We start from the raw sequence: 26029 nt of genomic DNA on the forward strand, positions 1-26029 counted from the left end.
GCCCGAACCCACGCACGTTGAAAAGTGCGGGGATGAGGTGTGGCTAGCGGTGAAATTCCAATCGAACTCGGAGATAGCTGGTTCTCCCCGAAATAGCTTTAGGGCTAGCCTCGGATTTAGAGTCTTGGAGGTAGAGCACTGATTGGACTAGGGGCCCTCATCGGGTTACCGAATTCAGTCAAACTCCGAATGCCAAGTACTTATATCCGGGAGTCAGACGGTGAGTGCTAAGATCCATCGTCAAAAGGGAAACAGCCCAGACCATCAGCTAAGGCCCCCAAGTGTATGTTAAGTGGGAAACGATGTGGAGTTGCCCAGACAACCAGGATGTTGGCTTAGAAGCAGCCACCATTTAAAGAGTGCGTAATAGCTCACTGGTCGAGTGACTCTGCGCGGAAAATGTAACGGGGCTAAACATACCGCCGAAGCTATGGCAGTCCTTATGGACTGGGTAGGGGAGCGTTCCAAGCAGCAGTGAAGCCGTATCGTAAGGAGCGGTGGAGCGCTTGGAAGTGAGAATGCCGGTGTAAGTAGCGAAAAGACAAGTGAGAATCTTGTCCACCGAAAGCCTAAGGTTTCCTGGGGAAGGCTCGTCCTCCCAGGGTTAGTCGGGACCTAAGCTGAGGCCGAAAGGCGTAGGCGATGGACAACTGGTTGATATTCCAGTACCACCTCTGTTCCGTTTGAGCAATGGCGTGACGCAGGAGGATAGGGTGAGCGGCCTATTGGATGGCCGTCTAAGCAGTAAGTGTGGTGTGTAGGCAAATCCGCACACCAGTAAGCACAAGCTGTGATGGCGAGGGAAATTATAGTACCGAAGTCCCTGATTTCACACTGCCAAGAAAAGCGTCTAGCGAGGAACAAGGTGCCCGTACCGCAAACCGACACAGGTAGGCGAGGAGAGAATCCTAAGGTGCGCGGGATAACTCTTGCTAAGGAACTCGGCAAAATGGCCCCGTAACTTCGGGAGAAGGGGCGCCTCGGTAGGGTTTATAGCCCGAGGAGGCCGCAGTGAAAAGGCCCAAGCGACTGTTTAGCAAAAACACAGGTCTCTGCGAAGCCGCAAGGCGAAGTATAGGGGCTGACGCCTGCCCGGTGCTGGAAGGTTAAGGGGATGGGTTAGCGCAAGCGAAGCTTTGAACCGAAGCCCCAGTAAACGGCGGCCGTAACTATAACGGTCCTAAGGTAGCGAAATTCCTTGTCGGGTAAGTTCCGACCCGCACGAAAGGCGTAACGACTTGGGCGCTGTCTCGGCAAGAGACCCGGTGAAATCATAATACCTGTGAAGATGCAGGTTACCCGCGACAAGACGGAAAGACCCCATGGAGCTTTACTGTAGCCTGGTATTGAAACTTTGTGCATCATGTACAGAATAGGTGGGAAGCTGTGAAGCGAGGGCGCCAGCCTTCGTGGAGCTGTCGTTGGGATACCACCCTTGATGTACGGAGTTTCTAACTTGCCGCCCTTATCGGGTGGAAGGACCATGCCAGGTGGGCAGTTTGACTGGGGCGGTCGCCTCCTAAAGAGTAACGGAGGCGCCCAAAGGTTCCCTCAGAATGGTCGGAAATCATTCGTAGAGTGTAAAGGCACAAGGGAGCTTGACTGCGAGACCTACAAGTCGAGCAGGGACGAAAGTCGGGCTTAGTGATCCGGTGGTTCCGCATGGAAGGGCCATCGCTCAACGGATAAAAGCTACCCTGGGGATAACAGGCTTATCTCCCCCAAGAGTCCACATCGACGGGGAGGTTTGGCACCTCGATGTCGGCTCATCGCATCCTGGGGCTGAAGTAGGTCCCAAGGGTTGGGCTGTTCGCCCATTAAAGCGGTACGCGAGCTGGGTTCAGAACGTCGTGAGACAGTTCGGTCCCTATCTGTCGCGGGCGTAGGAAGTTTGAGGAGAGCTGTCCTTAGTACGAGAGGACCGGGATGGACGCACCCCTGGTGCACCAGTTGTCACGCCAGTGGCACAGCTGGGTAGCTATGTGCGGACGGGATAAGCGCTGAAAGCATCTAAGCGTGAAGCCCCCTTCAAGATGAGACTTCCCATAGCGCAAGCTAGTAAGACCCCTCATAGACGATGAGGTTGATAGGTTCGGTGTGGAAGTGCAGTAATGCATGGAGCTGACGAATACTAATCGGTCGAGGACTTATCCACATTGCCTGTATGCTGACTTTCATTATCCAGTTTTCAGGGAATAAGCATATGTTATTGATATAATTATTCCTTAGTATGTAAATAAAGTAGTAATTGACTGTTAATGTATAGATTAATGGTACGGATTTATTCTGAGGAGTTATTATACGGAGAGTTACCCAAGAGGCCGAAGGGGACGGTTTGCTAAACCGTTAGTATGCGTAAGCGTAGCGAGGGTTCGAATCCCTCACTCTCCGCCATTTATTTTAATGATTCGTGGCGGTGTAGCTCAGATGGCTAGAGCGTTCGGTTCATACCCGAAAGGTCGGGGGTTCGACCCCCTCCGCCGCTACCATAGGGGCATAGTTTAAAGGTAGAACAAAAGTCTCCAAAACTTTTGGTGTGGGTTCAATTCCTGCTGCCCCTGCCAATTTATACTTACATAATGGCGGTCGTGGCGAAGTGGTTAACGCATCGGATTGTGGCTCCGACACTCGTGGGTTCGATTCCCATCGATCGCCCCTTTTTAATTTCATAAGGGAGTATAGCCAAGTGGTAAGGCACAGGTCTGCAAAACCTTTATCCCCGGTTCAAATCCGGGTACTCCCTCCAAAATGCGTCCCAGTAGCTCAGCAGGATAGAGCAACCGCCTTCTAAGCGGTCGGTCGGGAGTTCGAGTCTCTCCTGGGACGCCATTTTATGTATTTTTAGGAAATTAAATGATAACCATCAAAATAGGAAATCTCATAAGACTCTGCTCGGCCAAAAGGGTTCGTATCGCTGAGTTTTTATTTGTTTTTATATATGTAAAGAAAAGTAAAAAATGAGAATTTTATCAAATAATATTCTGGAAAAGCAGATTTCGTCAGTTTTTGTAAAAAGTTTTTTTGCAGATGAAATAGGATTTTTTACAGGAGATAGAGAATTGATAAAATTAGTAAGATTGATGTCATGTAGTTCTTTTGTCCCTAATAAAAAACATCGTTATTAAATTTTTACTAGAAATAATGGCTGACCTTTAGTTATAGAGGCCAGATTTTTGCATCTTCTGGATTCAAGCCTATTTGAAAAGGGTACACCTTTTTATAGCAGGCTTTTTTTTCTGTAGTAAATTTTGAGGTAGCAGAATAAGAGTAGGATGAAGAGGGAATCGTGTTAGGGACAAGTGTTTCACAAAACCTACTTGCAAGATGAAGCGAATCACTGAGCTTTTGCGTCATATTAAGCAACAAATAGATATAGAGAGAACTAAACATTGATTTTTCCCACTTTTGAACGATTGCAGGCTAGTTGTGAATCGTGTAAACTCGCAAATAGGGTTTGAAGGAGATATAACACTACCTGTATGCATATAAGCATAACAGGTCGAGGAGAAGAAAAGATGGTTGACTTAAAAGATATAATTGAGGGGCTTTTCATCGGATTTACCACTACAATGGGGTTAGTCAGCATCTATCAAACAGCAATTTCAGTAGGCGGAGGCATTTTACTACATAAGAAAAAGCCTGTGACCCACAACCCAGAGAAAACATTTGCTGTCTTGATAGCTGCACACAATGAATCAGCAGTTGTTGCACCATTGATCGAGAATTTGAAAAAAATGGACTATCCGCGCGAGATGTATGATATTTTTGTTATCTGTGATAATTGTACAGATAACACAGCGGAGATTGCTCGGAAGCATGGCGCCTATGCTTGCGAACGATTTGACACTTCAAAGCGTGGCAAAGGCTACGGTATTGAGTGGATGCTAGAAAATTTATGGTCAAGAGAAAAGCAGTACGATGCTGTCGTAATGTTTGATGCAGATAACTTGGTAGAGAAAAACTTCCTGACTGTCATGAACGATCGTCTATGCAAAGGACAACAAGTTATCCAAGGTTACCTTGACTCCAAAAACCCGTTTGACTCTTGGATTACTCTTTCGTACGCTTGTACGTATTGGTTCACTAACCGTATGTGGCAATTGGCTCGACATAACCTTGGTTTGCCAAACACATTAGGTGGAACAGGACTTTGTATTGAAAGCAAGTTGTTAAAAGAGATGGGATGGGGAGCAACCAGCTTAACTGAAGACTTGGAATTTGCAACGAGATGTATCGAACGTGGCATCTATCCTTGCTGGGCCCATGATACGAAGGTTTTTGACGAGAAACCAATCGATCTAAAATCTTCCATGAAACAGCGGCTTCGTTGGATGCAAGGACATTATGATGTAGCTGGACGTTATATTGGTTCGGTAATGAAAAATGGTTTAAAAGCAAGAAGACTAGGTATGCTAGACGCAGCTTTCTACCTCTTTCAACCCATGTATGTATTGATCGTTACATTTATGTCGATATTGTTTTTGGCCAGATTGCTGAGTTTTAGCACGTTCCTGCCTACAACGGGCTTTTTGCCTGATTGGATAATTTATGCGACAACAGGTATTTTCTATTTGTTGCCTGTGCTAGCTCTTTATCTGGAGAAAGTCCCGCTTAAAGCTTATTTGGGACTCATCCTGCTGCCAATTTTCTTCTTGACGTGGTTGCCTATCTTTATTTACGCGTTCTTTACAAAGAACAATCAAGAGTGGAGCCATACCGCACATACACGTGCTATTCAGATTGAAGAGATGCAACAGTAACGTAAACGTAATAAAGTGGGAAATATAATAGCGTCTATGCTATGAGGAACCGCAGGAAAAAACTGCGGTTCTTTTTTTACTATTAAAATTTACAAAATGTTATTGATGTTAGTATAAATGCAACTAAGTCCAAAGCTTGAGTTAAACCTAAAAGTGCGGTGTAATATTTTTCACTATTAAAAAGCACAGAAGAAACTGGTATACTGTAGAAATGCACGGGACAGAAGGGAGTATATACATGTCAACGGACGATATACAAAATAGCTGTCATCCTCTGCTATGGGGTGACAAGCGTTATCATACATGGAACTATCATTTGCGTAGTATGTTTCAGCACAAGGTATTTAAGGTGCCACTAGATGGGGGATTCTCATGTCCAAATCGAGATGGTAATGTCGCAGTAGGTGGTTGTACGTTTTGTAGTGCACGTGGATCTGGTGATTTTGCAGGGGATCGTCGCATGACGCTAGAGAAGCAATTTCATGATGTCAAAGGGCGTATGCATGAAAAATGGCCGACCGCAAAATACCTAGGTTTTTTTCAAGCATTTAGTAACACATATGCACCTGTGGATGAGCTACGTGATATGTACGAAACGATTTTACGACAAGACGATGTTGTGGGGCTCTCTATAGCAACAAGACCTGACTGTTTAGAAGATGATGTGGTTGAATATTTGGCGGAACTAAACGAACGCACCTATCTGTGGGTAGAGCTGGGTTTGCAAACGGTACATGAACGTACCCAACTATTGATTAATCGGGCGCATGATTATCAATGCTATCTCGATGGTTTGGAAAAGCTACGCAAACATAATATTCGTGTCTGTTCTCACATTATTTACGGATTACCAGGAGAGAATGCTGAGGATATGATGGAGACTGCGCAAGCCGTTGCCCACTTAGATGTACAAGGAATCAAAATTCATTTGTTACATCTGTTAAAGAAAACGCCGATGGTGAAGCAATATAATGCCGGGCTGCTGGAATTTTTGACGCAAGAGGAGTATACGAAATTAGTGGTCGACACCTTAGAAATCCTACCTCCTGAAATGATTGTGCATCGTATTACTGGCGATGGTCCTCCTGACATTTTGATTGGACCGATGTGGAGTCGTAAAAAATGGGAAGTGCTTAATGGGATTGAGGCGGAGATGAAGCGCCGCGATACATGGCAAGGTAAGTTCTTTGATCCAAATTGGATACCACACCCAAATCTTGGGAAATAACTGAAATAGATTGTAAAAAAGGAACGCTGAGTACGCCGCGTTCCTTTTTTACGAATAAGTTCATGTTCAGTTGCCTTTAACGGGGGGAATGTTAGCTTTCATGAACGGAGGTAACGGCAAATCCATGACTCTCCAGTTCTTGAATGATATCTATGATGTTATCTTCCGTTTTAAACTTGACTAGAATACGTCGGACACCAGAGTGTTTAGAATCAAAGGCTACACAGGAGATCACATTTGATTTGTGTTCGGTCAAAATACTGGAGATTTCTCGTAAAACGCCTTTTCCTTCAAAGCGGGTCAAGGTCATACGGGTTCCTTTTACACCCATTCCGAAAACGGACTCCAGAACTAGCTCCATATCTTTGCGTTTGATAATACCAAGAAAATGATTCTTCTCATCTACAATCGGCACAAATGGATAGCGCACAATGATAGGGAGGGCGTCTTCGTAAAGATGTTCGGCTGTAAGTGGCTTTAAATTTTGATCAACACCATCTGCAAGAGGAAGCTGAGTGAACGCGGTGAAAGTTTTGTCAGCATGATCCTGTTCAAACTTTTCAAACAGACTACGCTTGCTTAGCGTCCCAAAATAAGTACCATCTTCATTAATGACAGGCATACTAAGCAATTTTCCTTTTTTCATTTCCTCAAGAGCATGAGCAATGGTGTCGGTTGGTTTTACCACTGTGAGGGAATGTAGTGGTGATAGACAGTCGGTAATGAACATGCAAAAACCCCCTTTAATCCTAATCTCTTCTTTAGTATAGGAATATCCTGTAGAGCTTGTAAACAATCCTTTTACTTCTTACTCAAATATTTTCGTGCTAATTCAGGATAATTTGTAATAATGCCATCAATTTGTAACGAAAAGAGATATCGCATGCGTTCAGGAGTATTTACTGTCCAAGCAAGCAAAGAGAGATGGTGTTGACGTGTAGCTTGCAGAAGTGCCTTATTGACCTGCTCTTCAGGGGCGTGTAGTTCGTCTGCGCGAAATTGTTTGGCAATCTCCCAAGGGTTGTGTAGCTGACCGAAATAAAGCATTCCTGTGCGAATATGTCGGTCCAATTCTTTTACACGCAACAGGCTGTGATAATTAAAAGAGGAAAGCACTACCTGATTATGTAAATGAAGATCATGGATGAGGCGAATTACATGTTCTTCTAAGTGAGGCTGAGGGACGATAAAGTTCTTTAGTTCAATGATAAGTCGTAGTCCAGTTGTTTTGACAAATAGTAAGACATCCGATAGCTCTGGAACTTTTGTTGGAGGAAAATGCTTTCTACTTTTGGCAGCAGCGTTTAGGCGGTGAATCTGTTGATAGGTGAGATGGCGCACTTCGCCTACTCCATCTGTTGTGTGTTCTACATTGGTATCGTGCATGACGATAAGCTGTTGGTCTGCGGTCACTTGAACGTCGATTTCCATGCCATCCGAGCCTTGTATATAAGCAGCATGAAAAGCTGGAAATGTATTTTCGGGATACATGCCAGAGGCACCCCTGTGAGCATAAATAAGGGTATGCATGGGTGGAATCCTCCTTTTTCCTGTCTCTTCTTGATACCTATGCGTAAAGAATCAGGTTTAGATATGAAAGAAGTGAATTGTGTCAAACAGGTACTTTGGACAACTTGTCGAATGACTAGCAATGCAAGGACTCTTATAATAAAAGAAATAAATGATGAGGTGTAAAACGATGACTATGGGACCTACAGCAAATCATAATTCACAAATAATTGTGGATATACATAACCGACGTATCAAAGTAATGGAGTATGACTCTAATCAAATTGACGAGATTGTAAAGACGTGTAAACAACAAGCTGATGAACTAGGCATGACAAAGCTAATCGTTTACGCCAGACATGATGATCTGTCAACCTGGAGTACACACGGATTTAAACGTGAAGGTATTTTGAAAGGGTGCATACAAGGTCAGAACGCACATATGCTAAGTTATTTCGTAACAACAGAACGAGGAACTCCTAAAAATAAGCTCCTAGCGGATGAGATTATGCAAATCAGCTTGGCAAAACAAGCAGACAGCGTCTTAAAAGAATTACCAGTTAACTGCGTCGTTCGTTGGGCTAACTTGCAGGATGCAGAAGAACTGGCTAAACTGTATCAAGTTGTTTTTGAGACCTACCCTACCCCAATGCATGATCCTGATTATGTACGGAAAACGATGCAAGCAGATACACATTATGCCGTTGTGGAAGCAGAGGGGCAGATTGCTTGCGCCGCTTCTGCTGAGGTTACCCCTGATTGGAGATCAGCTGAAATGACGGATTGTGCCACCCGTCCCGATTGGTTAGGTAAGGGATTGCTTCAGCACCTGTTTGTGACATTGGAACAGCATATGCAGGAGAGAGGTATTTACTATCTCTATACGCTGACACGTGCTCACTCTGCTGCTATGAACGTGACTGCCGCTAAAATGGGCTATCGGTACACGGGAAGGTTGATTAATAACTGTATCATTTCAACTGGATTTGAAGATATGAATATATGGGTGAAGCCGTTACGTGTTGTTCGGGACTAAGGGATTAATTTCCAAATACACCTACTGAATAACGGACGCATCTGGATACAAGATTTGTTGTAGATGATAAGCCATGATTGCTAGCTGCAGTTGCCAGCGGTGAGAGGCATCATGAAGTGATCCTGCTGTTTTTTGCTCAATTTGCTGCAAACGGTATTTAAGCGTATGTCGGTGAATAAAAAGGCGTTGTGCCGTTTTTTGCCCATTCAGACACTCTTCAAAATAGGTGTGAATGGTTTCTAACAATTGTTGCCCATGTTTCTGATCATACTGGAGTAATGTTGCTAAAAATGGCTTCCAGAGCCTCTGGAGGGCTTCAGATTGCGTGTGGTAGGGAAAAAGGAACTGATACCCAGCTAGTTGATCGAAGTGCGAGATAGACTGAATTTTGGTCGATGCAAGGAGTGCGCCTTGGCATTTCATGGCATAAATGGCTTCTTGTACAGCTATTGACAAGGTCTGGAAAGATGAGCGTGGGGTACTAATCCCGATCGCTAATGGATGCTGGGGGTGCAAATCATGCCACTTCCCAGCGACTTTTTGTACAAAAATCTCGCTAGCCTTACCCTCTGGCATCAATAACAAGATTTCGGTTGTACGTTCTTTACTGAGATAGGTAGGTTGATCTGTTTCGGCTACTCGTTTCAGTAAGGTGGGTAGCTTTTGGACCATGTTAAAATCATACTCTGTTGTAGAAGCTGTAGCGGGTATGGATAGTGCAATGATGAGATGACAGGCATTGGTAAGGAGAGGATAGCCTAGCAAACGGCTACGCGCCTCAGACTCTGCATTGAGCTCAAAGGTGCCACTTAGTAATTCGTCTAAAAAATCACCCTTTAGTCGCCATTCCGCTTGGGCTACCTCTCGATCCTTACTACAAGCTAAGGCTGCCAGTGTCGAGGCATGCTGTAAAGCAATCTTGTCCCATTCTTGCTGGCTCGTTTTATTTTTGCGCAAGGTGATGGTGCCAAAGGTAAAGTGAGCAGCTTCCATAGAGTGAGTTAATTCGACAGTGGGAGTGGATTCAGAGGACAGTTGATCAGAAAGAAATTGATTAGGATGTTCCTCTGATGGTATCCCATTCGTGAGGCTAAATGTGTGTGAACGTGTACGAATTAACTCATAGCCTAATGAATCTGTAATGACAACCTCTCCTTGGGTGACAGCGGCTAATTCATCGGCAATAGCAGAAAGACCCTCACCTAACAAGGCCACATTTAATAGTCGCTGGTGAATTTGCTCCGAATAGCGAATCAGTTCAAATTGACGGTTCACGATGGGCTGAAGAATGGCTTTTGTGATGGTAGAGAAATTAAGCTCTGTGGGAATCTCGATTAAAGGAAGTCCAAACTGATTGGCTTGTACAATAAACAGAGCTGGAATTTCACGTAAATAAAAACCTGTGTGAATAGCAACACCACTTAATCCTCGAGCTGCTAGTGAGGGAATAAACTGGTCATGTTTATCCGTATTCATCTCTAGACCAAAACCCGTGGTGATTAAAAATTCCCCTGCTTGCAAACGTTCCAAATCCTCTAGAATTTCTACGATCGTTACCCATTGAATAGGACGACTCAGTCCAGATTCCCCGGCCACCAGTTTGGTGTGTACCATATCAGGTAGTTGCATGGCTTCACGGATCGTTATCGACATGTTGTTCCCCATCCTCTCTGTTGTTTTAAAATGTTCCCCTCTCCAAATAAACTAGCATTATACAAAATGTACAAAAAATTCTGTTTTTTATCTAGTATTTTTTTGCCAGTAGGTAGAATGTCAGAAAGCTCGGTATTCGATACGATGAGTATAAAGTGGTGTTTGCAAATGGAAGGGAGTTTAAGCGCATGGATAGCAAAACAGAACGTAAAAGTTATGTAATCAAACCTGAATGGGGTAAACAATATCCACGGATCTCCCATGGTAAAGGAATTTATTTATATGAAGAGAGCGGTAAGCGATACATTGACGCCTGTTCAGGGGCTGTAACTGTAAGCATTGGGCACGCGATGGACGAGATTGTGGATGCGATGAGACAGCAGGCAGAGAAGGTGTCTTTTGCCTATAGATCCCATTTCAGCAGTGAAGCGGTGGAGGAATTGGCTGATATTCTTGCTACATGGGCGCCTGGTAATGTGAACTGGAGCTTTTTTGTCAGCAGTGGATCAGAAGCGACGGAGACAGCCCAAAAAATCGCAATTCAATATTGGCAAGAACAGGGACGTATGACTAAAAATCGAATCATGTCACGTTGGATGAGCTATCACGGTATTACGATGGGGGCCTTGTCGATGTCTGGACATGTGTTGAGACGCAAGCGCTTTGTACCATTGTTGGCAGATTATCCGAGCATATCAGCTCCATATCCGTATCGAAGTCAGCAGAATCTCGACAGTGATGCATACGCATGTAAAGCAGCGAATGAGTTAGAGGAGGCAATTGTAAGAACGGGTGCGGAGAATGTTGCGGCATTTATAGCAGAGCCGATTATTGGAGCGTCTGGAGGAGCTGTAGTACCACCAGATGGCTATTTCGCCCGCATTCGTGAAATTTGTACCAAGCATCAAATTTTATTTATAGCAGACGAAGTAATGACAGGTGTAGGTCGTACTGGTAAAAACTTTGGAATTGATCATTGGCAGGTAACTCCTGATGTGATGACGCTGGGCAAAGGAATGAGCTCAGGCTATACACCGATGGCTGCGACGATGGTGAGTGATTCAATTATGCAGACTATTGCAGAAGGCTCCGGTTCCATAATGGCAGGTCATACGTACAGTGCTAACCCACAGTCAGCAGCTATATGCGTGTCTGTAATGCGTTATATGGAACAGCATCAGCTAGTGAAAAAAGCTGAGGAGAACGGAAATTATCTATTACAACACTTAAACCAGCTGGAACAAGAGTTTGACATTATTGGTGAGGCTCGTGGTAAAGGCTTAATGTGCGGACTAGAGTTTGTGAAGAACAAGCAGACTAAAGAACCATTTGCGCTCTCGCATCAAGTGACAAATCGAATCATTCAACGAGCGTTTGCTAAAGGGTTAATGATTTATCCAGCTATTGGAGGGCTGGATGGCATAGCGGGTGATGCTGTACTTATTTCTCCACCACTCATTATCGAACAACATGAAATTGACGAAGTGATCTATTTATTGCGTCAAACCTTGCAAGAAGTGGAAGCAGAATTCACGAAAGAGGGCATTTGGTAGAGAGGAGGAACACATATGATTATGCAATCAACATGGAATAAACAAGTTTCATTAGAGGAAGCGCTAGAGCATTTTCATGATGGGATGACACTGATGGTTGGAGGGTTTGGTGGGGTGGGTAACCCTCCTAGCCTGATACAGGGATTGCTGGACAAACATATTAAAGGGTTAACGTTGATTAGTAACGATACAGCTTTTCCTGACATTGGAGTCGGAAGATTGATTACAGAGCGACGGGTGAACAAGGTAATTGCTTCTCATATTGGTTCCAATCCGAACGCAGGTGCTCAAATGACGGCAGGAGAGCTGGAAGTGGAATTTTGCCCACAAGGTATCTTAGCAGAGAGAGTTCGAGCAGGTGGAGTAGGTCTGGGTGGTATTTTATCTGATATCGGAATTGGTACTATCGCCGAAAAAGACAAAGAGAAAGTGACTGTTGATGGGAAGACGTATTTGATAGAGACACCATTAACTGCTGAAGTAGCTATCGTCTATGCAAAAAAGGCAGATCGATTTGGCAATCTCGTTTTTGATACGAGTGCACGTAACTTTAATCCTTTGGTGGCAATGTCTGGAAATATAACAATCGTGGAAGTAGAGGAAATTGTTGAGATTGGACAGCTTGACCCTGAAGAAATCGTGACACCTGGAGTGTTCGTAACCTATATCGTGCAAAGTGAAGGGGTGAATTGGCGATGGGCATGGGAGAAGTAGTAAAAGAGAGCACGACAGAGAGTTATCGGGAAAGAATCGCTAGACGTGCTGCTATGGAAGTAAAAAGCGGTATGCTAATTAACTTAGGGATCGGTATTCCTACGCTTGTGGCTGATTTTATCCCGAAAGAAAAAAATGTTTTATTTCACGCTGAGAATGGCATCGTAGGTACAGGTCCTAGTCCTCTGTTTGGAGAAGAAAACCCTAATCTGTGTAACGCAGGGGGCTTTCCCGTTACTTTGATGCCCGGAGCTTCCTTTTTTGATAGCGCCACGGCTTTTGCTATCATTCGCAGAGGCCTATTAGACATGACGATTCTTGGGGTATTGGAGGTAAGTCAGGGCGGGGATATTGCTAATTGGATCGTTCCAGGTAAGCGGGTTCCAGGCATGGGCGGAGCGATGGAACTAGCGCAAAAGGCAAAGAAAGTTTTAGTTCTTACCACTCATTTGGACAAAAATGGTCGTTCTAAAATTGTCCGAGAGTGTAAATTGCCTCTGACCGCTCAAGCGAGTGCGGATATGATTATCACTGATATGGCGGTTATGGAAGTGAAACCAGATGGCTTACATTTATTGGAGGTTATGCATCCCTACACGATAGCAGATGTCATTGGTGCTACCGAAGCAGAGCTGTTGTTTAGCGGAGAAGTAACAACTTTTATCTAAGGGGGATAAGCAACCATGAGCGTAAGTCAGGCATTGTCTTGGCAAGAACGAATTCGTGAGCAATTAGGTAAGGATCGGGAGAATGCTATAAGTTTGTTGCAAGAATGGGTGCGTGAGGCCAGCGTTCAAGGCCAGGAAGCGGGTATTCAACAGAAAATAGCGAATTACTTGGAAACGCTGGGGCTTGAAGTGGACATTTGGGAGATGGCGGGTAAGGAGCTTCAGAAGCTAGAGAAACACGCTTATTTTGTTTCACCACGTACAGAATTTGTAGGAAGCCCTAATGTAGTAGGGGTATGGAGGGGGACTGGAGGAGGCCGTTCTCTTATCCTAAATGGCCATGTGGACGTTGTACCGGAAGGGGAGCTGAATCAATGGACACAAGGGCCCTTTAGCGGAGAAATTGTTGATGGGAAATTGTATGGACGAGGGGTAACTGACATGAAAGGTGGTAACTTATCGTCTCTATTAGCTATACAAACCTTGCAAAAGCTGGGGGTACGTTTAAAAGGAGATGTTATCTTCCAAAGCGTTGTAGAAGAGGAAAGTGGTGGGGCTGGGACTTTATCTACCATTTTACGTGGGTACAAAGCGGACGCTGCTTTGATACCGGAACCAACAAATTTAAAGATTTTTCCCAAGCAACAGGGCTCTATGTGGTTCCGTTTGTTTGTACGAGGGAGATCGGCACATGGCGGTACGCGTTATGAAGGGGTTAGCGCCATCGAAAAAAGCATGACAGTGATCAGTCGGATTCAGCATTTAGAACAAATTAGAAACCAACGAATGTCAGACCCTCTATACGCCAAATTGCCTATACCCATTCCAATTAATCTGGGTGTAATACATGGAGGGAAATGGCCATCGTCCGTTGCTGACTTAGTAACAATAGAAGGACGCATGGGTGTAGCGCCTGGGGAGGAGATGGAGGCGGCCAAACAGGAGATGCAAACTGCTTTACAAAGACTTACTGAAGAAGACGAATGGTTTGTTGATCATCCCGTCGAGTTGGAATGGTATGGTGCAAGATGGGTTCCAGGTGAGGTAGAAATGGATCATCCATTACTTATACTGTTGCAAGAGCTATATCCGAGCGTTTTAGGAGAGCAGGCTGTCTTAGAAGCATCACCATGGGGGACAGATGGTGGTCTATTAACCAAGCTGGCTGATACGCCTTCTATTATTGTAGGGCCAGGAGTTACCCAGGTTGCTCACTATCCAGACGAGTATATCGTGCTCGATGATATTTTTACGTGTGCCGAATTATTTGCACTAACTCTCCTAGAATGGTGTGAGCTAGATGGAGGAATGAAGAAAAACTAACAACATCGTAAAATATCTTTTTTTAAAAAGGTATTGCTATTTATTTTTTTATGTGCTATATTTCTATATGTAGAAACGCGGAGGGATACCGAAGTGGTCATAACGGGGCGGTCTTGAAAACCGTTAGGCGGCAACGTCACGGGGGTTCGAATCCCTCTCCCTCCGCCATACATAAGAACAGCACACCGATGAACTGAGAGGTTCATCGGTTTTTTTGTGTTTTTCAACTGTCAATTTGGTAGTAAAAAGGTACAGTAACCTTTCTTTTCTCTTAGTCAGTCTTATGTTTTGCTTGTAGGTACCCTTTCTGGGTGATATAACATATTAGGAACAGACGAGCATTATTTGTGGTCAGAGCTAGAAACGTAGGAATGTAGAATCTCATTGAAAGAAACAACTGGTGAAATGAAAAGGGCTTTCGTAAGGTATGTACCACGGATTGTAAATAAAAAGTATGTACCAAAAATCCCAGCTCATAGCCATATTAAAAGGCATGAACCGGGATTTTTACGTAGCATTGAGATAAACATCATTAAAGGCTATTACGGTGTTGGTTTGCCATCACTTGCTTTCTTAATCTGTTGTTGGGCTAATTCACCTAGATCGTTAATATTGATGGAGAAATTTACATTTTTATAGTAGACAGTGGCTTTTGGATCGCCCTTTTTGCCTTCAATACGGATGTTGGTAGTTTTGATTTCATAACTTCCATCTTCACGGAAATTATAGGTGGCATCTTTAATTTCAGAATCGATTAAAGGACGTACAGTAGATGTGAACACTTCATCGACACCGTTTACTACTTGGCGACCCATGTTCATTACTTCCGTTGGTGTATAATTGAAACCAAAGACCAGAATAGCTCCGGCGACCAGACTAAATAAAACAATTCGATACAAAGCTTTCAGAAAAAAATTAAGCACAAACACTGCCAATAAGACAAGAATAAGAAGTACCCAATAGTCTTTGGCAAATGTAATAAGTTGATCCATCGTTACAACGTCACTCCTTCATGACAGGGTAAGAACCATAAGTAGATAGTAAGAACTTACCGATTACGTATTTAGTCTATCATACACAATCCAGTGATCGGATACAAACAGTGGCACCATTTCTAAAAAAATAATAAAGATATACTTGTCATTTTAAATATGATCTAGTATAATAGTACATGCTGATGAGTTTCGTAAGGCGAAATTATTTTTAATATAATCGATATCAGCATTTAATATGGAGGGATACCGAAGTGGTCATAACGGGGCGGTCTTGAAAACCGTTAGGCGGCAACGTCACGGGGGTTCGAATCCCTCTCCCTCCGCCATATTGTTAATGGGAAGCCGATGACATTGTTCATCGGCTTTTTTACTTTCAGAAAGAAAAGGACATGTATTTGAACAAAGTGATGAGGCTATTGATAATCCATCTTAGTATGCAATCGTTTGAAGAATTGAGTATCGGGTAAAAATAAGCGTAATAGATTTCAAGCCTAAGGTTTCGATCAATAGATGTGTGGATAGGCAAGCACCTTTTTTCCGAAAAATACCTTGACGGTCAGCAAAAAGCAGAGTACACTAATCTCTGTACTGACTGGTCAGTTTATATGGGGGTACATGTTGATGAGTAAAAAGAAGGATTTAATTTATGAGAGTGCCCTGCAAGCTTTTGCCCAATATGGGTATACGGATACAACGATGGATACGATAGCGGAATTTGCTCAGGTAGCAAAGGGGACGTTGTATTATCACTTTAAGACGAAGGAGGAGTTATTCTACTATGTAAATCAAAAGGGAGTGGAAATGCTAATGGAGTCCGTCGAAGCGGCGACGGAAGATACAAGCAAGACGCCGCAGGAACGTCTTTTGCACGTACTAGATGAGCATTTGCGCTTCTTTTCGAATAACAGAGAGTTTTGTCTGTTACTTCTAAGCTTCTCCTCAGGAGATTTGACACGAGATAACATGGTTCGAACGTTATTAGGCAATTATTTTTCTTTAATGGAGCAATATCTGGCTAACATGCAGGAACAAGGATTTGTAAAAGGCGACATGGAAACTCAGACAGTTGTTTCAGCTATGTTTGGGAGCATAGGATTTGTCGTCCTTCGCAAAATGTTCCGTAATGAGCCAGTTTATACGCTAGAGACCAGGGATACATTACTTATCCTATTTAAAGGGGCTCTGGGGCTCGCTTAAATTGCGAATTGGAGTGGAAGGTTATGAGAGAGAATAAAAAGATGATGGTTGGTTTGGTAGGTTTTGTAGCAGCTATCGTACTTTTGGGTGGATACTTACTATTTTCCGAAAAAAATAGCTTTGCGGGAGGCTCCGCAAAACAAATAACAGCTGTAGTAGAAGGAACAGAAGTAGACCTTGCCTTCAAGGTACCAGGAACAATTGACAAGATCGAAATTAAAGAAGGCGATACGGTAGCAGAAGGTCAGCTTCTAGCGATGCTAGGAAGCGACGAGATTACGGCGAAACGAGATCAAGCAGCAGCAGCGTACCAATTAGCTCAAGCTAAATTGGAACAGGCAAAAAAAGGAGTTTCCATTACGAGTGGAACGAGCGATGCAACTGTGAAGCAGGCCCAAGCAGCTTTGCAAGCGGCTCAAGCTAATTTGCAAGCTAACAAAAATGGAGCGCGTCCAGAAGAGGTTGCTCAGCTAAAAGGGAAACTTCAAGCAACTAAAACAGCCCGTGACCTGGCTCAGACAAATATGAAACGCATGCAGGATTTATTAAAAGAGGGAGCTATCCCAAAAATTAAATTGGAAGAATCTCAAGCTGAGTTTGAGAAATACTCTGCTGAATATACTTCGACAGTAGAACAATTAAACATGGCACAAAAGGGTGCACGTCCCGAGCAGATTGAAGCACTTACAGCACAAGTAAACCAAGCGAATGCAGCATACCAAAACGCAGTAGCGGGACTTGGTCAGGTAGGATTACGCGAATCTGATGTAAAATCAGCGGAAGCAGGCGTGAAGCAAGCAAAAGGTGCTTTGGATGAAGCAGAGGCGTATTTGCGCAATACGCAAATGATCGCTCCTGTTAGCGGTGTGGTAAAATCTATTTCCTCACAAAAAGGGGAATTGGTAGCACAGGGCTCTTCCATTATGACGATTCAAGTAGAAAACGATAAATTTGTAAAAATGTATGTAGATGAAAACCAACTGGGTAACGTAAAAGCAGGAGAGAAAACTACGTTGTTTGTCCCAAGTTTAAATAAAGAAGTTGATGCAACTGTACAAATGGTAGCACCAGCAGCTGACTTTGCAACGAAAAAAGCAACTCAAGAACTGAACTCCCGTGATTTGCGAGCGTTCCAAGTGAAATTGCAAGTGGAGGATAAAGATGTACGCCCTGGCTTTACTGTCGAATGGCACCTAAAAGGGGCTGTCGCTCGTGAATAGCTTTTGGCAACTAGTAGGAGATGAATGGCGATCCATTTATACCAACAAAACGATTCGTAACATTGTATTTCTTGTGCCGTGTGTATACATGTTGATGTTTGGTTATTTGTATCAGGAAAAACGTGTTATGGAGATACCTACAGTGGTAGCAGATTTGGACCAAACTGAATTAACACGTGAATTGATCCGAGCAATTGACAATGATCAGACCTTTTCAGTGACAAATGTGGTTACAACAGAAGAAGAGTTACAACATCTGATGAATTATGAAGAGGCGCAGGTTGGATTTATCATTCCAAAGGGCTTGACCGTAAATGCTAAATTGGGTAAGCCAACAGAGATATTAAACCTCATTGATGGAAGTAACATGATGATTTCGAATACATCTGTTCGAGCAGCGAGCTCTCTAGTGAAAACCATCTCTGGGGGAGTGACGTTGAAAAAGTTAGAGGCAAAAGGAGAATGGGGCAGTGCGGCAACAAACTTTGCAACTGGGATCGACTATCGTTATCGCATTCTGCATAACCCAACCTTTAACTATTTGGCATTCATGATCTTTGGCTTGGCAGGAACAGTATTGCAACAGGTAGCATTCTTGAGCGTTTCTTTAAGCGTAACTCGCCAAAAAGAAGAAGGGACTTGGATGGATACCTTGAAGGAAAACGGGTTTGTAAAAATTGCACTCAGTAAAATTACAACCCATATGATTCTTGCTGTGTTTAACTTCTTACTTACGTTTGTGTTGATCTTTAAATTTTTCGAGGTTCCGTACTATGGTAGCATGAGCTTGTTGTTCATCAGTGGATTTATTTTTAATCTAGCAGTGGTAGCGATTGGATTTGCCATTTCATTCTTCTCTTCCAATATGCTACAAGCTACACAAACAGCCATGTTAATTGCAGTCCCATCGTTCATGCTATCTGGCTGGACTTGGCCGATCACTTCGATGCCAACTGTGATTGCAATCATAGCAAAATCCCTGCCGCTCACTTATTTCCTACATTCTGTGCGAGAAATTTTAAGTAAGGGACATGGCTGGGAATTTGTTGGTACCGACAACCTAATACTTGTCTTAATGATTGTTGTTGCGCTATTTGTGGCATTTGTCACTTATGCTTTTCAGAAGAAAAATGCCAGAACAAACTATCAAACCAAATCAGAAAGTGTCGTTATAAAATAAAAACCTCTTGTAACTCTGGGGCAGTTTTTTTACAATAAACATAAACCTTTATATCTGTTGCCCTAAGGAGGATTCTCTATGTCAGACGCTCATGTAAAACAGTTATGCGAAGATACCTTTATGCGGTTGAAGAAGGTTAGCATAGAAGTGGAGAGATTCCTAAATCAAACTACTTTAGCAGATTTGGTTGAAAAATCTGGAGATGCTGAAGAGTATGAAGCTTACTATGGTAGCTATCTTTCTGATTTACGTCGCTTGTTGGTTTATGCAGAGAATGCCTATGAGAAATTGGGGATCTGTCTTCGACGCGCTCGCTTTAACGAAGAGTTTGCCGAAGAAGCCCTCTACCAGGTGTACCACACCTGTGTGATTAATTTTTACTATCCTAAAGGCGAGGTTTACGATGAGGATGGCAGGTACTCGTACACAGGGCAAGACTGCATTATTTTCCGCAAAGAGGTTACTCCCGATCTCGAAGGTCTAACTCTAGGATTGTCGAGAATCTTTGAGCCTTTACGTGATGAATTGCAGTACTATGAAACAGATTACATTACGAAAAAGCGGATGCAACTGAGTAATTAACAGGAGAATTGGTTTACGAAGAACACTATTTTTATAACGGCATATATTTAGATGGGAGACCTTTCATTTATGAGGGGTCTCTTTTTTTCTCTTATGGTATGTTGTATGCCTTCTTTTACTATTATACGAATAAATCAGAAAATTAAAAGGGATGGTATGTACAAAAAGTGTCAATTTTTTTGACTCTTTTGTGTCTGGATACAAAATTTTACATAAATGAACTTCAAATGGTTATTGGGATAAAGTAAAATTTTACAAGGAATAGGCTTTCCTAATGTCAACCGGGATCAGTATGGAGATTCACCGGTTTCGGTTTGAGGAAAGCCTATTTAGCAGATGGGTTTACTGTAGTACAGGAAGTTTTAACGAAGCAATTGCTTGATCTACCTGTTGTAGATATGATTTCCGGATAGCTTCTTCTACATATGGCACCTCAGCAAAATTGTGATACACAACAGGGTCAAATCCTGAGAATCGCAAAATTCCATCCACAATTTGTTTCTCTACAACTTCACCTAATCCGCTAGTCTGCATTTCTTGCTGTGATTCTCGTGTGGTGGTAAAAACGAAGGCTTGTTTGCCTGTTAACAGACCAACAGGACCTGTTTTCTCGTACCTAAAGGCAAACCCATCTGAGAAAATACGATCAATGTAGCCTTTCAGAATAGCTGGTTGGGACCACCACCAAACTGGATAAATCATGATCAAGAGGTCAGAATCTGTGAGAATAGTTTGCTCCTCTTCAATGGATTTTGGTGTACGGTGAGATTCCATTGCTTGCATATCTGCAGGTGAAAAGATAGGTGAAAAATGTTGCTCATATAAATTTCGTATAGTTGGAGTTACACCATGTTTGTGCAAACTCTCTGTTACTTGCCCTAAGATGGCATGATTAAAGCTCTCAGTTCCAGGATGGGCAAACAGAACGACGGCTTTCATGGAAACCGCCTCCTTTCACATGGGATTATTCTTATTGCTGATGAATGCGAAACGATTGTAAATAGCGACCAAACAATTCCTCTAGAAACCGCTGGAAACCAGTAGTTGGCGCTTTGGTACCAGTGGAAGGTGGAGCTGGAGTTGGTGCTGGAGCTGGAACTGGAACTGGTGATATAGGTTCAGTTGCATAACCCGTTTGGCTTTGCTGTAGCGCTTTTTTTACATTGATATAGCCGTAACCAAATGATGAATCCCTACCTGGTGTGCCCAAGTCTGTCGCTGTCTTTTCTAAAATTTGTCTGACCTGTTTGTTACTTAGAGTGGGATTGACGGAACGGATTAAGCTTGCCACGGCTGCAACATGTGGACAAGCCATCGAAGTGCCTGACAGAGCCGCATAATCCTTGTGAATATAAGTACTGGGTATATCTACACCTGGTGCAACTAAACTCACAGTTTTCCCATAATTAGAGAACTCAGCTAAATTTTCATCCTGATCGACAGCCGATACGCCGATTACTTCTGGAAAAGCAGCAGGAAAGCTTGGTTGATCGCTTGCATCGTTTCCTGTCGCAGCTACAAGTACAACATCGTTCTGATAAGCATAAATACATGCTGCCTTTAAGACCGCAGAGGAAGCATAGTTACCCACACTTAAATTAATAATAGAGGCTCCATGATCCACAGCCCACTCAATTCCTTGCGCGATGTCGATCGCACTGCCACTCCCGTCTTCTCCGATAGCTTTTATTGGCATAATCTTGCTGTTCCAAGAAATCCCAGCAATTCCGTCCTTATTATTAGTACGGGCGGCAATAATTCCTGCTACATGTGTCCCATGACCGTTGTCGTCTTGCGGTCGCTTTCCACTATTCAATACATTGTATCCGTTGACCAATTTCCCTTTAAACTCAGGATGGGTTAAATCAACACCTGTATCTACAACAGCCACAATGACCTGACTTGAACCTTGAGTAATCTCCCAGCTTTGTTCCATGCCCAGTTGATTTAAGTTCCACTGATATCGCTTGTAGTAGGTGTCATTAGGTTGTTTGTTCGGCAACAGTAAGTAATTAGGTTCGGCATACACAGAGTCTGGATGCTCCGCAAAATACTTCATAAGTTGCTCCGTAGATAGTGTGCGGGATTTAATAATCATTGCCTTATTGAAATCTCGTTTTATAAAACCGTCTACCCTACGTAGCATTTTCTGTAATTCTGGTTTAGAGGGTCGCGGAGTAAAGTGAACCACTACCTCTCTCTCTACATAATGGCTCTTATCCTTTTTATTGTGATGAATCGTCTTGATGTGCTGACGACGCTCCATATCCCGGCGCATGTCACGAACTTGTTCCACATAGTTAATTTTGGGAACCTGTACTTCATCTTGGGTCACAGTAGGTGGTTCTTTATTGCTTTCTAAAGTCCGTGAGGTAGGGGCTTTCATTGCTTGCGGCATTTGTTTTCCTGGAGTGAGCCAGTGACTTCCCGTAAACAAAACACCTGCTAAAAGGCCAACAAATAACAGTGTAAAGATGGTTTTCACTCAAACTCCTCCCCACATTTGATTTATCCTTAGCCTGTACGTTTCTCCGATGTTTATGACGGAAAATCTTAGTGAGGGCAAATGGTTAAAAATTGAGTTTAGTAAGCAACATAAAGGGTGAACCAATTGTAAAAGACCAAAGGAGGTAAGGAAGTTTGACCAGACAAAAGAAGGAAACGATGAATGAAAAGACAACAAGCAATCAGTTCGTCACGAAATCATATGATATCAATGATTACCAAAGTAATGACACTCAAAGTAAAGGGTTAGCAGTTACCCATGAGCAAGTAAGTGATTCCTATGCCATGGGGACGGTTGATGGGGCAAACATACGCGAAGAGGATAACGAGGATATCATCCGTACAGAATAAAAGTAAGAAGGCATCTCCTGATATATGTTTAATCAGGAGGTGCCTTCCTTGTTAGAATAAACTCATTATTTTGTGAAAATAGCCAATTCTGTTTCGTTATCAAACAAATGAATTTTATTTAGATCCATTCCTAAATGAATGCTATTACCTACCTTAATATGTTCACGAGCATCGAGTCTAGCTACCACTTGATTATTGTTCATGTTGCTAAAATAAATGTACTGCTCAGAGCCCATATTTTCCACTACATCAATCACAGCGCTAACTCTACTATCAAACGGATTGTTTTCTAAAAATTGATAATCACTATAAAAATCTTCAGGACGGATGCCAAAAATGACTTTTTTTCCTACGTAGCTTCTTTTTCGAACAATGTTGGCCTTATCTTGCGGAAGCGTGACATTTACTCCATTACTTACAAAGTGAATATGATCATCTATTTCTTCTAATTTTCCTGATATAAAATTCATACTGGGAGAACCGATAAAACCAGCAACAAACTGATTTGCTGGATAATGATAGATTTCTGTAGGAGTGGCTACTTGCTGAATGAAACCATCTTTCATGACGACGATCCGATTACCCATGGTCATGGCTTCCGTCTGATCATGAGTTACGTAGATAATAGTGGTTTCTAGACGTTTATGTAATTTAGCAATTTCGGTTCTCATCAGCACGCGTAATTTGGCATCTAGATTGGAAAGGGGTTCGTCCATTAAAAAAACTTGTGGCTCACGCACGATGGCTCTGCCCAGAGCAACACGTTGACGTTGACCGCCTGATAAGGCTTTTGGTTTACGATTCAATAGATGGGTAATATCGAGAATGCGGGCTGCATCTTGAATTCGTTTGTCAATCTCCTCTTTAGAGAATTTGCGCAATTTTAATCCGAACGCCATATTTTCATAAACATTCATATGTGGGTAAAGCGCGTAACTTTGGAAAACCATAGCGATATCGCGATCTTTGGGTGCTACATCATTAACTTTACGGGCGCCGATATAAAGGTCGCCTTCGCTAATATCTTCTAATCCCGCGATCATGCGTAATGTAGTTGATTTTCCACTACCAGAGGGGCCAACAAGCACCAGAAATTCCTTGTCATGGATGTCCAAATCAAAATCAGAAACAGCAGTTACATTACCTGCATAACGTTTATAGATATGTTGCAAACGTACTTGAGCCATGAATCATACCTCCTTGAAAGCATTTTTATCTAAGCATGATCCAGAGGAGAACAGCCTCAGGAAATGCACGAGGGTCTAGACTGGTCTGCTCCCTTACTTTTTCTAACCGATATAATAACGTGTTTCGATGTAAAAACAAAGAACGCGCCGTTTCACTCACCTGCATATTATGTTGAAAGAAAGTAGCAAGTGTTTCCTGATACTCGGGTGTATGCCAGCGGGGTAAAAGTGGATATTGACTCCGGTATCGCTCTTTTTTCTTTAATAGATAAATGAGAATCAGTTTTGGGAAAAGGTTTCTGCCGTTCCCTAGACCAAATTGATAGCATATGGCAAACTCCTTTACAATTCAAAAAGTACTCTTTTTCCATTATAGCCAATGGGAAACAAACATGGGTAGCGATCATTTATCTAAAATGTTAGAATAATCAAAAGGTTAAGAGGAATTTGTTTTTTAATGGAGAAATATGTATGACGGGCGAACTTCTCAGTACATGAACATAGAGAATCGGAGAGTGAATGGATATGAAAGTGGAAAACATTCCAGCAACACAAGAAAATAGTAACTTAAAAGACTACGATCAAACCTATGAAACCTTCCAATGGGCAGATGTAGAGAAACAATTCAGTTGGTATGAGACAGGCAAAGTTAATATAGCCTATGAAGCCATTGATCGTCATGCTAGCTCAGCAAAGAAAGATAAAGTAGCGCTTGTTTATAGTGATTCCACACGGGAAGAAAGCTATACATATGGTGAATTAAGTAGGCTTTCCAACCGTTTTGCCAACGTACTTCATGATTTGGGAATAAATAAAGGGGATCGCGTGTTTGTTTTCATGCCACGTACGCCAGAGCTATATGTGAGTGTGTTGGGAGTTTTGAAAAATGGGGCTATTGTTGGGCCTTTGTTTGAAGCCTTTATGGAAGCAGCTGTCCGTGACCGCCTAGAAAATAGTGAAGCAGTTGCTATCGTAACGACTCCGGCTTTATTGCCACGTGTCCCAGTTAAGGACCTTCCTCATCTCAAACATGTTATTTTAGTGGGAGAAGGAAATGAGTTAACAGAAGGGCAAGTAAGCTATGAGAAACAGATGGAGCAAGCTTCCGACGAATTTGACATGGTTTGGGTGGATCGAGAGGATGGCATGATCTTACACTATACGTCAGGTTCTACGGGAAAACCAAAGGGCGTATTGCATGTACACAATGCTATGATTCAACAGTATCAGACAGGAAAATGGGTGTTGGATTTAAAAGAAGAAGATGTCTACTGGTGTACAGCCGATCCAGGTTGGGTAACAGGAACCTCTTATGGTATCTTCTCCCCGTGGCTGAATGGTGTTACTAATGTTGTGCGTGGAGGCCGCTTTACACCAGATGATTGGTACAATACGCTTCAAAAATTTAAAATTAGCGTCTGGTATAGTGCGCCAACAGCTTTTCGCATGCTGATGGGAGCAGGCGATGAATTAGTCAAAAAATATGATCTTTCTTCCGTACGTCATATATTGAGTGTGGGCGAGCCTCTTAATCCAGAAGTTGTTTATTGGGGCATGAAAGTTTTTGAAAAACGCATTCACGATAACTGGTGGATGACAGAAACGGGCGCGCAGCTAATTTCTAATTATCAGAGTATGGCAATTAAGCCTGGTTCCATGGGGAAACCAATTCCGGGTGTCTTTGCTACCATTTTGGATAATCAAGGAAATGAGCTGCCGCCAAATCGCATGGGTAATTTGGCTATTAAAGCGGGATGGCCATCCATGATGAGAGCAATTTGGAAGAATCCAGCCAAGTATGAAGAGTATTTCCATATTCCTGGGTGGTATATTTCAGGTGATTCTGCTTATAGAGATGAAGAAGGCTACTTCTGGTTCCAGGGGCGCATTGATGATGTAATTAATACTTCTGGTGAACGCGTTGGACCGTTTGAAGTAGAGAGTAAATTGCTTGAACATCCAGCTGTTGCTGAAGCAGGGGTTATTGGAAAACCAGACCCAGTACGTGGAGAAGTAATCAAAGCTTTTATTGCCCTTCGTGACGGATATGAACCAAGTGATAAATTAATGGATGACATCAAGCGATTTGTCAAAGAAGGATTGGCGGCACATGCAGCTCCGCGTGAGATTGAGTTTCGTGATAAGTTGCCAAAAACCCGTTCTGGTAAAATCATGCGCCGTGTGTTAAAAGCGTGGGAGTTGGGTTTACCGACAGGAGATCTGTCAACGATGGAGGACTAAAGGCAGAAAAGACAGCAATCGAAATAAGCAGTCGAAGTCAATTCGGCTGCTTGTTATATTTTCAGAGATAAATGAAAAATTTCTTGTCGTTTTAAGAAAAAGAGCTTGCGAAATGTAGCTAATTTCG

General features: G+C 42.8%; 22 protein-coding genes, 8 tRNA genes and 1 rRNA gene (1 of these 31 running past the window's edge). 22 read left to right on the top strand and 9 right to left on the bottom strand.

The window, feature by feature from the left end; translation table 11 throughout:
• From EEL30_13975 to EEL30_14005, 7 genes are all read left to right on the top strand, one after another.
• Positions 1 to 2156 (top strand): 23S ribosomal RNA (locus tag EEL30_13975); it begins 777 nt to the left of the window's first position.
• 147 nt (positions 2157 to 2303) lie between these two features.
• Positions 2304 to 2394: transfer RNA gene (locus EEL30_13980), tRNA-Ser, on the top strand.
• An 18-nt stretch (positions 2395 to 2412) separates the two neighbouring features.
• Positions 2413 to 2489 (top strand) — tRNA-Met (locus EEL30_13985).
• A 1-nt stretch (position 2490) separates the two neighbouring features.
• Positions 2491 to 2564 (top strand) — tRNA-Trp (locus EEL30_13990).
• An 18-nt stretch (positions 2565 to 2582) separates the two neighbouring features.
• Positions 2583 to 2658, top strand: a tRNA-His gene (locus EEL30_13995).
• Positions 2659 to 2672: 14 nt separating this feature from the next.
• Positions 2673 to 2746 (top strand) — tRNA-Cys (locus tag EEL30_14000).
• Between the two features lie 6 nt (positions 2747 to 2752).
• Positions 2753 to 2829: transfer RNA gene (locus EEL30_14005), tRNA-Arg, on the top strand.
• 327 nt (positions 2830 to 3156) lie between these two features.
• Here the strand turns inward: EEL30_14005 and EEL30_14010 are convergent.
• Positions 3157 to 3390: a hypothetical protein gene (locus EEL30_14010; GenBank protein ID QDX93312.1), complete on the bottom strand. Its 234-nt coding sequence runs from the start codon at positions 3388 to 3390 to the stop codon at positions 3157 to 3159.
• 125 nt (positions 3391 to 3515) lie between these two features.
• On the opposite strand from EEL30_14010, the gene EEL30_14015 reads away from it, so the two are divergent.
• The gene (locus tag EEL30_14015) at positions 3516 to 4760 is read left to right on the top strand and encodes a glycosyltransferase (protein QDX93313.1); all 1245 of its coding nucleotides are present in this window, start codon (positions 3516 to 3518) and stop codon (positions 4758 to 4760) included.
• A 238-nt stretch (positions 4761 to 4998) separates the two neighbouring features.
• Positions 4999 to 5988 (top strand): TIGR01212 family radical SAM protein, encoded by a 990-nt coding sequence (locus tag EEL30_14020; protein QDX93314.1) that lies wholly within the window; start codon positions 4999 to 5001, stop codon positions 5986 to 5988.
• Between the two features lie 91 nt (positions 5989 to 6079).
• Here EEL30_14020 and EEL30_14025 read toward each other — a convergent pair whose 3' ends face one another.
• Both EEL30_14025 and EEL30_14030 read right to left on the bottom strand, forming a co-directional pair.
• Positions 6080 to 6718: a CBS domain-containing protein gene (locus tag EEL30_14025; GenBank protein QDX93315.1), complete on the bottom strand. Its 639-nt coding sequence runs from the start codon at positions 6716 to 6718 to the stop codon at positions 6080 to 6082.
• A 71-nt stretch (positions 6719 to 6789) separates the two neighbouring features.
• Positions 6790 to 7518 carry a glycerophosphodiester phosphodiesterase gene (locus tag EEL30_14030; protein ID QDX93316.1) on the bottom strand — a complete coding sequence of 243 codons (729 nt, stop codon included), beginning with the start codon at positions 7516 to 7518 and terminating at the stop codon, positions 6790 to 6792.
• Between the two features lie 169 nt (positions 7519 to 7687).
• On the opposite strand from EEL30_14030, the gene ablB reads away from it, so the two are divergent.
• Positions 7688 to 8533 carry a putative beta-lysine N-acetyltransferase gene (gene ablB / locus EEL30_14035; GenBank protein QDX93317.1) on the top strand — a complete coding sequence of 282 codons (846 nt, stop codon included), beginning with the start codon at positions 7688 to 7690 and terminating at the stop codon, positions 8531 to 8533.
• 21 nt (positions 8534 to 8554) lie between these two features.
• Here ablB and EEL30_14040 read toward each other — a convergent pair whose 3' ends face one another.
• The gene (locus tag EEL30_14040; protein ID QDX93318.1) at positions 8555 to 10186 is read right to left on the bottom strand and encodes a PucR family transcriptional regulator; all 1632 of its coding nucleotides are present in this window, start codon (positions 10184 to 10186) and stop codon (positions 8555 to 8557) included.
• A 188-nt stretch (positions 10187 to 10374) separates the two neighbouring features.
• On the opposite strand from EEL30_14040, the gene EEL30_14045 reads away from it, so the two are divergent.
• The 5 genes from EEL30_14045 (at position 10375) to EEL30_14065 (ending at position 14612) form a co-directional block, all read left to right on the top strand.
• Entirely contained in the window at positions 10375 to 11739 is a 1365-nt protein-coding gene (locus EEL30_14045; protein ID QDX93319.1) for an aspartate aminotransferase family protein, read from the top strand.
• A gap of 15 nt (positions 11740 to 11754) precedes the next feature.
• Positions 11755 to 12453, top strand: coding sequence for a CoA transferase subunit A (locus EEL30_14050; protein QDX93320.1), 699 nt, complete (start codon positions 11755 to 11757; stop codon positions 12451 to 12453).
• Positions 12435 to 13121: a 3-oxoacid CoA-transferase subunit B gene (locus EEL30_14055; protein ID QDX93321.1), complete on the top strand. Its 687-nt coding sequence runs from the start codon at positions 12435 to 12437 to the stop codon at positions 13119 to 13121. The genes EEL30_14050 and EEL30_14055 overlap by 19 nt, the downstream gene beginning before the upstream one ends.
• Positions 13122 to 13136: 15 nt before the next feature.
• Positions 13137 to 14444: a peptidase gene (locus EEL30_14060; GenBank protein QDX93322.1), complete on the top strand. Its 1308-nt coding sequence runs from the start codon at positions 13137 to 13139 to the stop codon at positions 14442 to 14444.
• Between the two features lie 79 nt (positions 14445 to 14523).
• Positions 14524 to 14612: transfer RNA gene (locus tag EEL30_14065), tRNA-Ser, on the top strand.
• A 374-nt stretch (positions 14613 to 14986) separates the two neighbouring features.
• On the opposite strand, the gene EEL30_14070 is transcribed toward EEL30_14065, so the two are convergent.
• On the bottom strand, positions 14987 to 15436 hold the full coding sequence (locus EEL30_14070; protein QDX93323.1) for a hypothetical protein: 450 nt from the start codon (positions 15434 to 15436) through the stop codon (positions 14987 to 14989).
• A gap of 240 nt (positions 15437 to 15676) precedes the next feature.
• Between EEL30_14070 and EEL30_14075 the strand changes: the two genes are divergently transcribed.
• The 5 genes from EEL30_14075 to EEL30_14095 all read left to right on the top strand — a co-directional run bounded on the left by EEL30_14075 (position 15677) and on the right by EEL30_14095 (position 19618).
• Positions 15677 to 15765 (top strand) — tRNA-Ser (locus EEL30_14075).
• A 295-nt stretch (positions 15766 to 16060) separates the two neighbouring features.
• Positions 16061 to 16636 carry a TetR/AcrR family transcriptional regulator gene (locus EEL30_14080; GenBank protein ID QDX93324.1) on the top strand — a complete coding sequence of 192 codons (576 nt, stop codon included), beginning with the start codon at positions 16061 to 16063 and terminating at the stop codon, positions 16634 to 16636.
• A gap of 23 nt (positions 16637 to 16659) precedes the next feature.
• Complete coding sequence (locus EEL30_14085) at positions 16660 to 17856, top strand: HlyD family efflux transporter periplasmic adaptor subunit (GenBank protein QDX93325.1); 1197 nt, start codon at positions 16660 to 16662, stop codon at positions 17854 to 17856.
• Positions 17849 to 19036 (top strand): ABC transporter permease, encoded by a 1188-nt coding sequence (locus EEL30_14090; GenBank protein QDX93326.1) that lies wholly within the window; start codon positions 17849 to 17851, stop codon positions 19034 to 19036. Before EEL30_14085 ends, EEL30_14090 begins: the two co-directional genes overlap by 8 nt.
• A gap of 78 nt (positions 19037 to 19114) precedes the next feature.
• Positions 19115 to 19618, top strand: a complete 504-nt coding sequence (locus EEL30_14095; GenBank protein QDX93327.1) for a DUF3907 family protein — start codon at positions 19115 to 19117, stop codon at positions 19616 to 19618.
• Between the two features lie 342 nt (positions 19619 to 19960).
• Here the strand turns inward: EEL30_14095 and EEL30_14100 are convergent, their stop codons facing one another.
• Together EEL30_14100 and EEL30_14105 are read right to left on the bottom strand one after the other, a co-directional pair.
• Positions 19961 to 20557, bottom strand: a complete 597-nt coding sequence (locus EEL30_14100; GenBank protein QDX93328.1) for a flavodoxin family protein — start codon at positions 20555 to 20557, stop codon at positions 19961 to 19963.
• A 31-nt stretch (positions 20558 to 20588) separates the two neighbouring features.
• Positions 20589 to 22103 (bottom strand): peptidase S8, encoded by a 1515-nt coding sequence (locus EEL30_14105; protein ID QDX93329.1) that lies wholly within the window; start codon positions 22101 to 22103, stop codon positions 20589 to 20591.
• 179 nt (positions 22104 to 22282) lie between these two features.
• On the opposite strand from EEL30_14105, the gene EEL30_14110 reads away from it, so the two are divergent.
• Entirely contained in the window at positions 22283 to 22474 is a 192-nt protein-coding gene (locus EEL30_14110) for a DUF4025 domain-containing protein (GenBank protein QDX95772.1), read from the top strand.
• A gap of 65 nt (positions 22475 to 22539) precedes the next feature.
• Here the strand turns inward: EEL30_14110 and ugpC are convergent, their stop codons facing one another.
• Positions 22540 to 23661, bottom strand: coding sequence for a sn-glycerol-3-phosphate ABC transporter ATP-binding protein UgpC (gene ugpC, locus EEL30_14115; protein ID QDX93330.1), 1122 nt, complete (start codon positions 23659 to 23661; stop codon positions 22540 to 22542).
• Positions 23662 to 23686: 25 nt separating this feature from the next.
• Positions 23687 to 23827, bottom strand: coding sequence for a PucR family transcriptional regulator (locus EEL30_14120; GenBank protein QDX93331.1), 141 nt, complete (start codon positions 23825 to 23827; stop codon positions 23687 to 23689).
• Positions 23828 to 24186: 359 nt separating this feature from the next.
• Between EEL30_14120 and acsA the strand changes: the two genes are divergently transcribed.
• On the top strand, positions 24187 to 25902 hold the full coding sequence (acsA, locus tag EEL30_14125; protein ID QDX95773.1) for an acetate--CoA ligase: 1716 nt from the start codon (positions 24187 to 24189) through the stop codon (positions 25900 to 25902).
• Positions 25903 to 26029 lie beyond the last annotated feature (127 nt).

It is taken from the genome of Brevibacillus laterosporus (assembly GCA_007833815.1).
Classification (GTDB): Bacteria; Bacillota; Bacilli; order Brevibacillales; family Brevibacillaceae; genus Brevibacillus_B; species Brevibacillus_B laterosporus_D.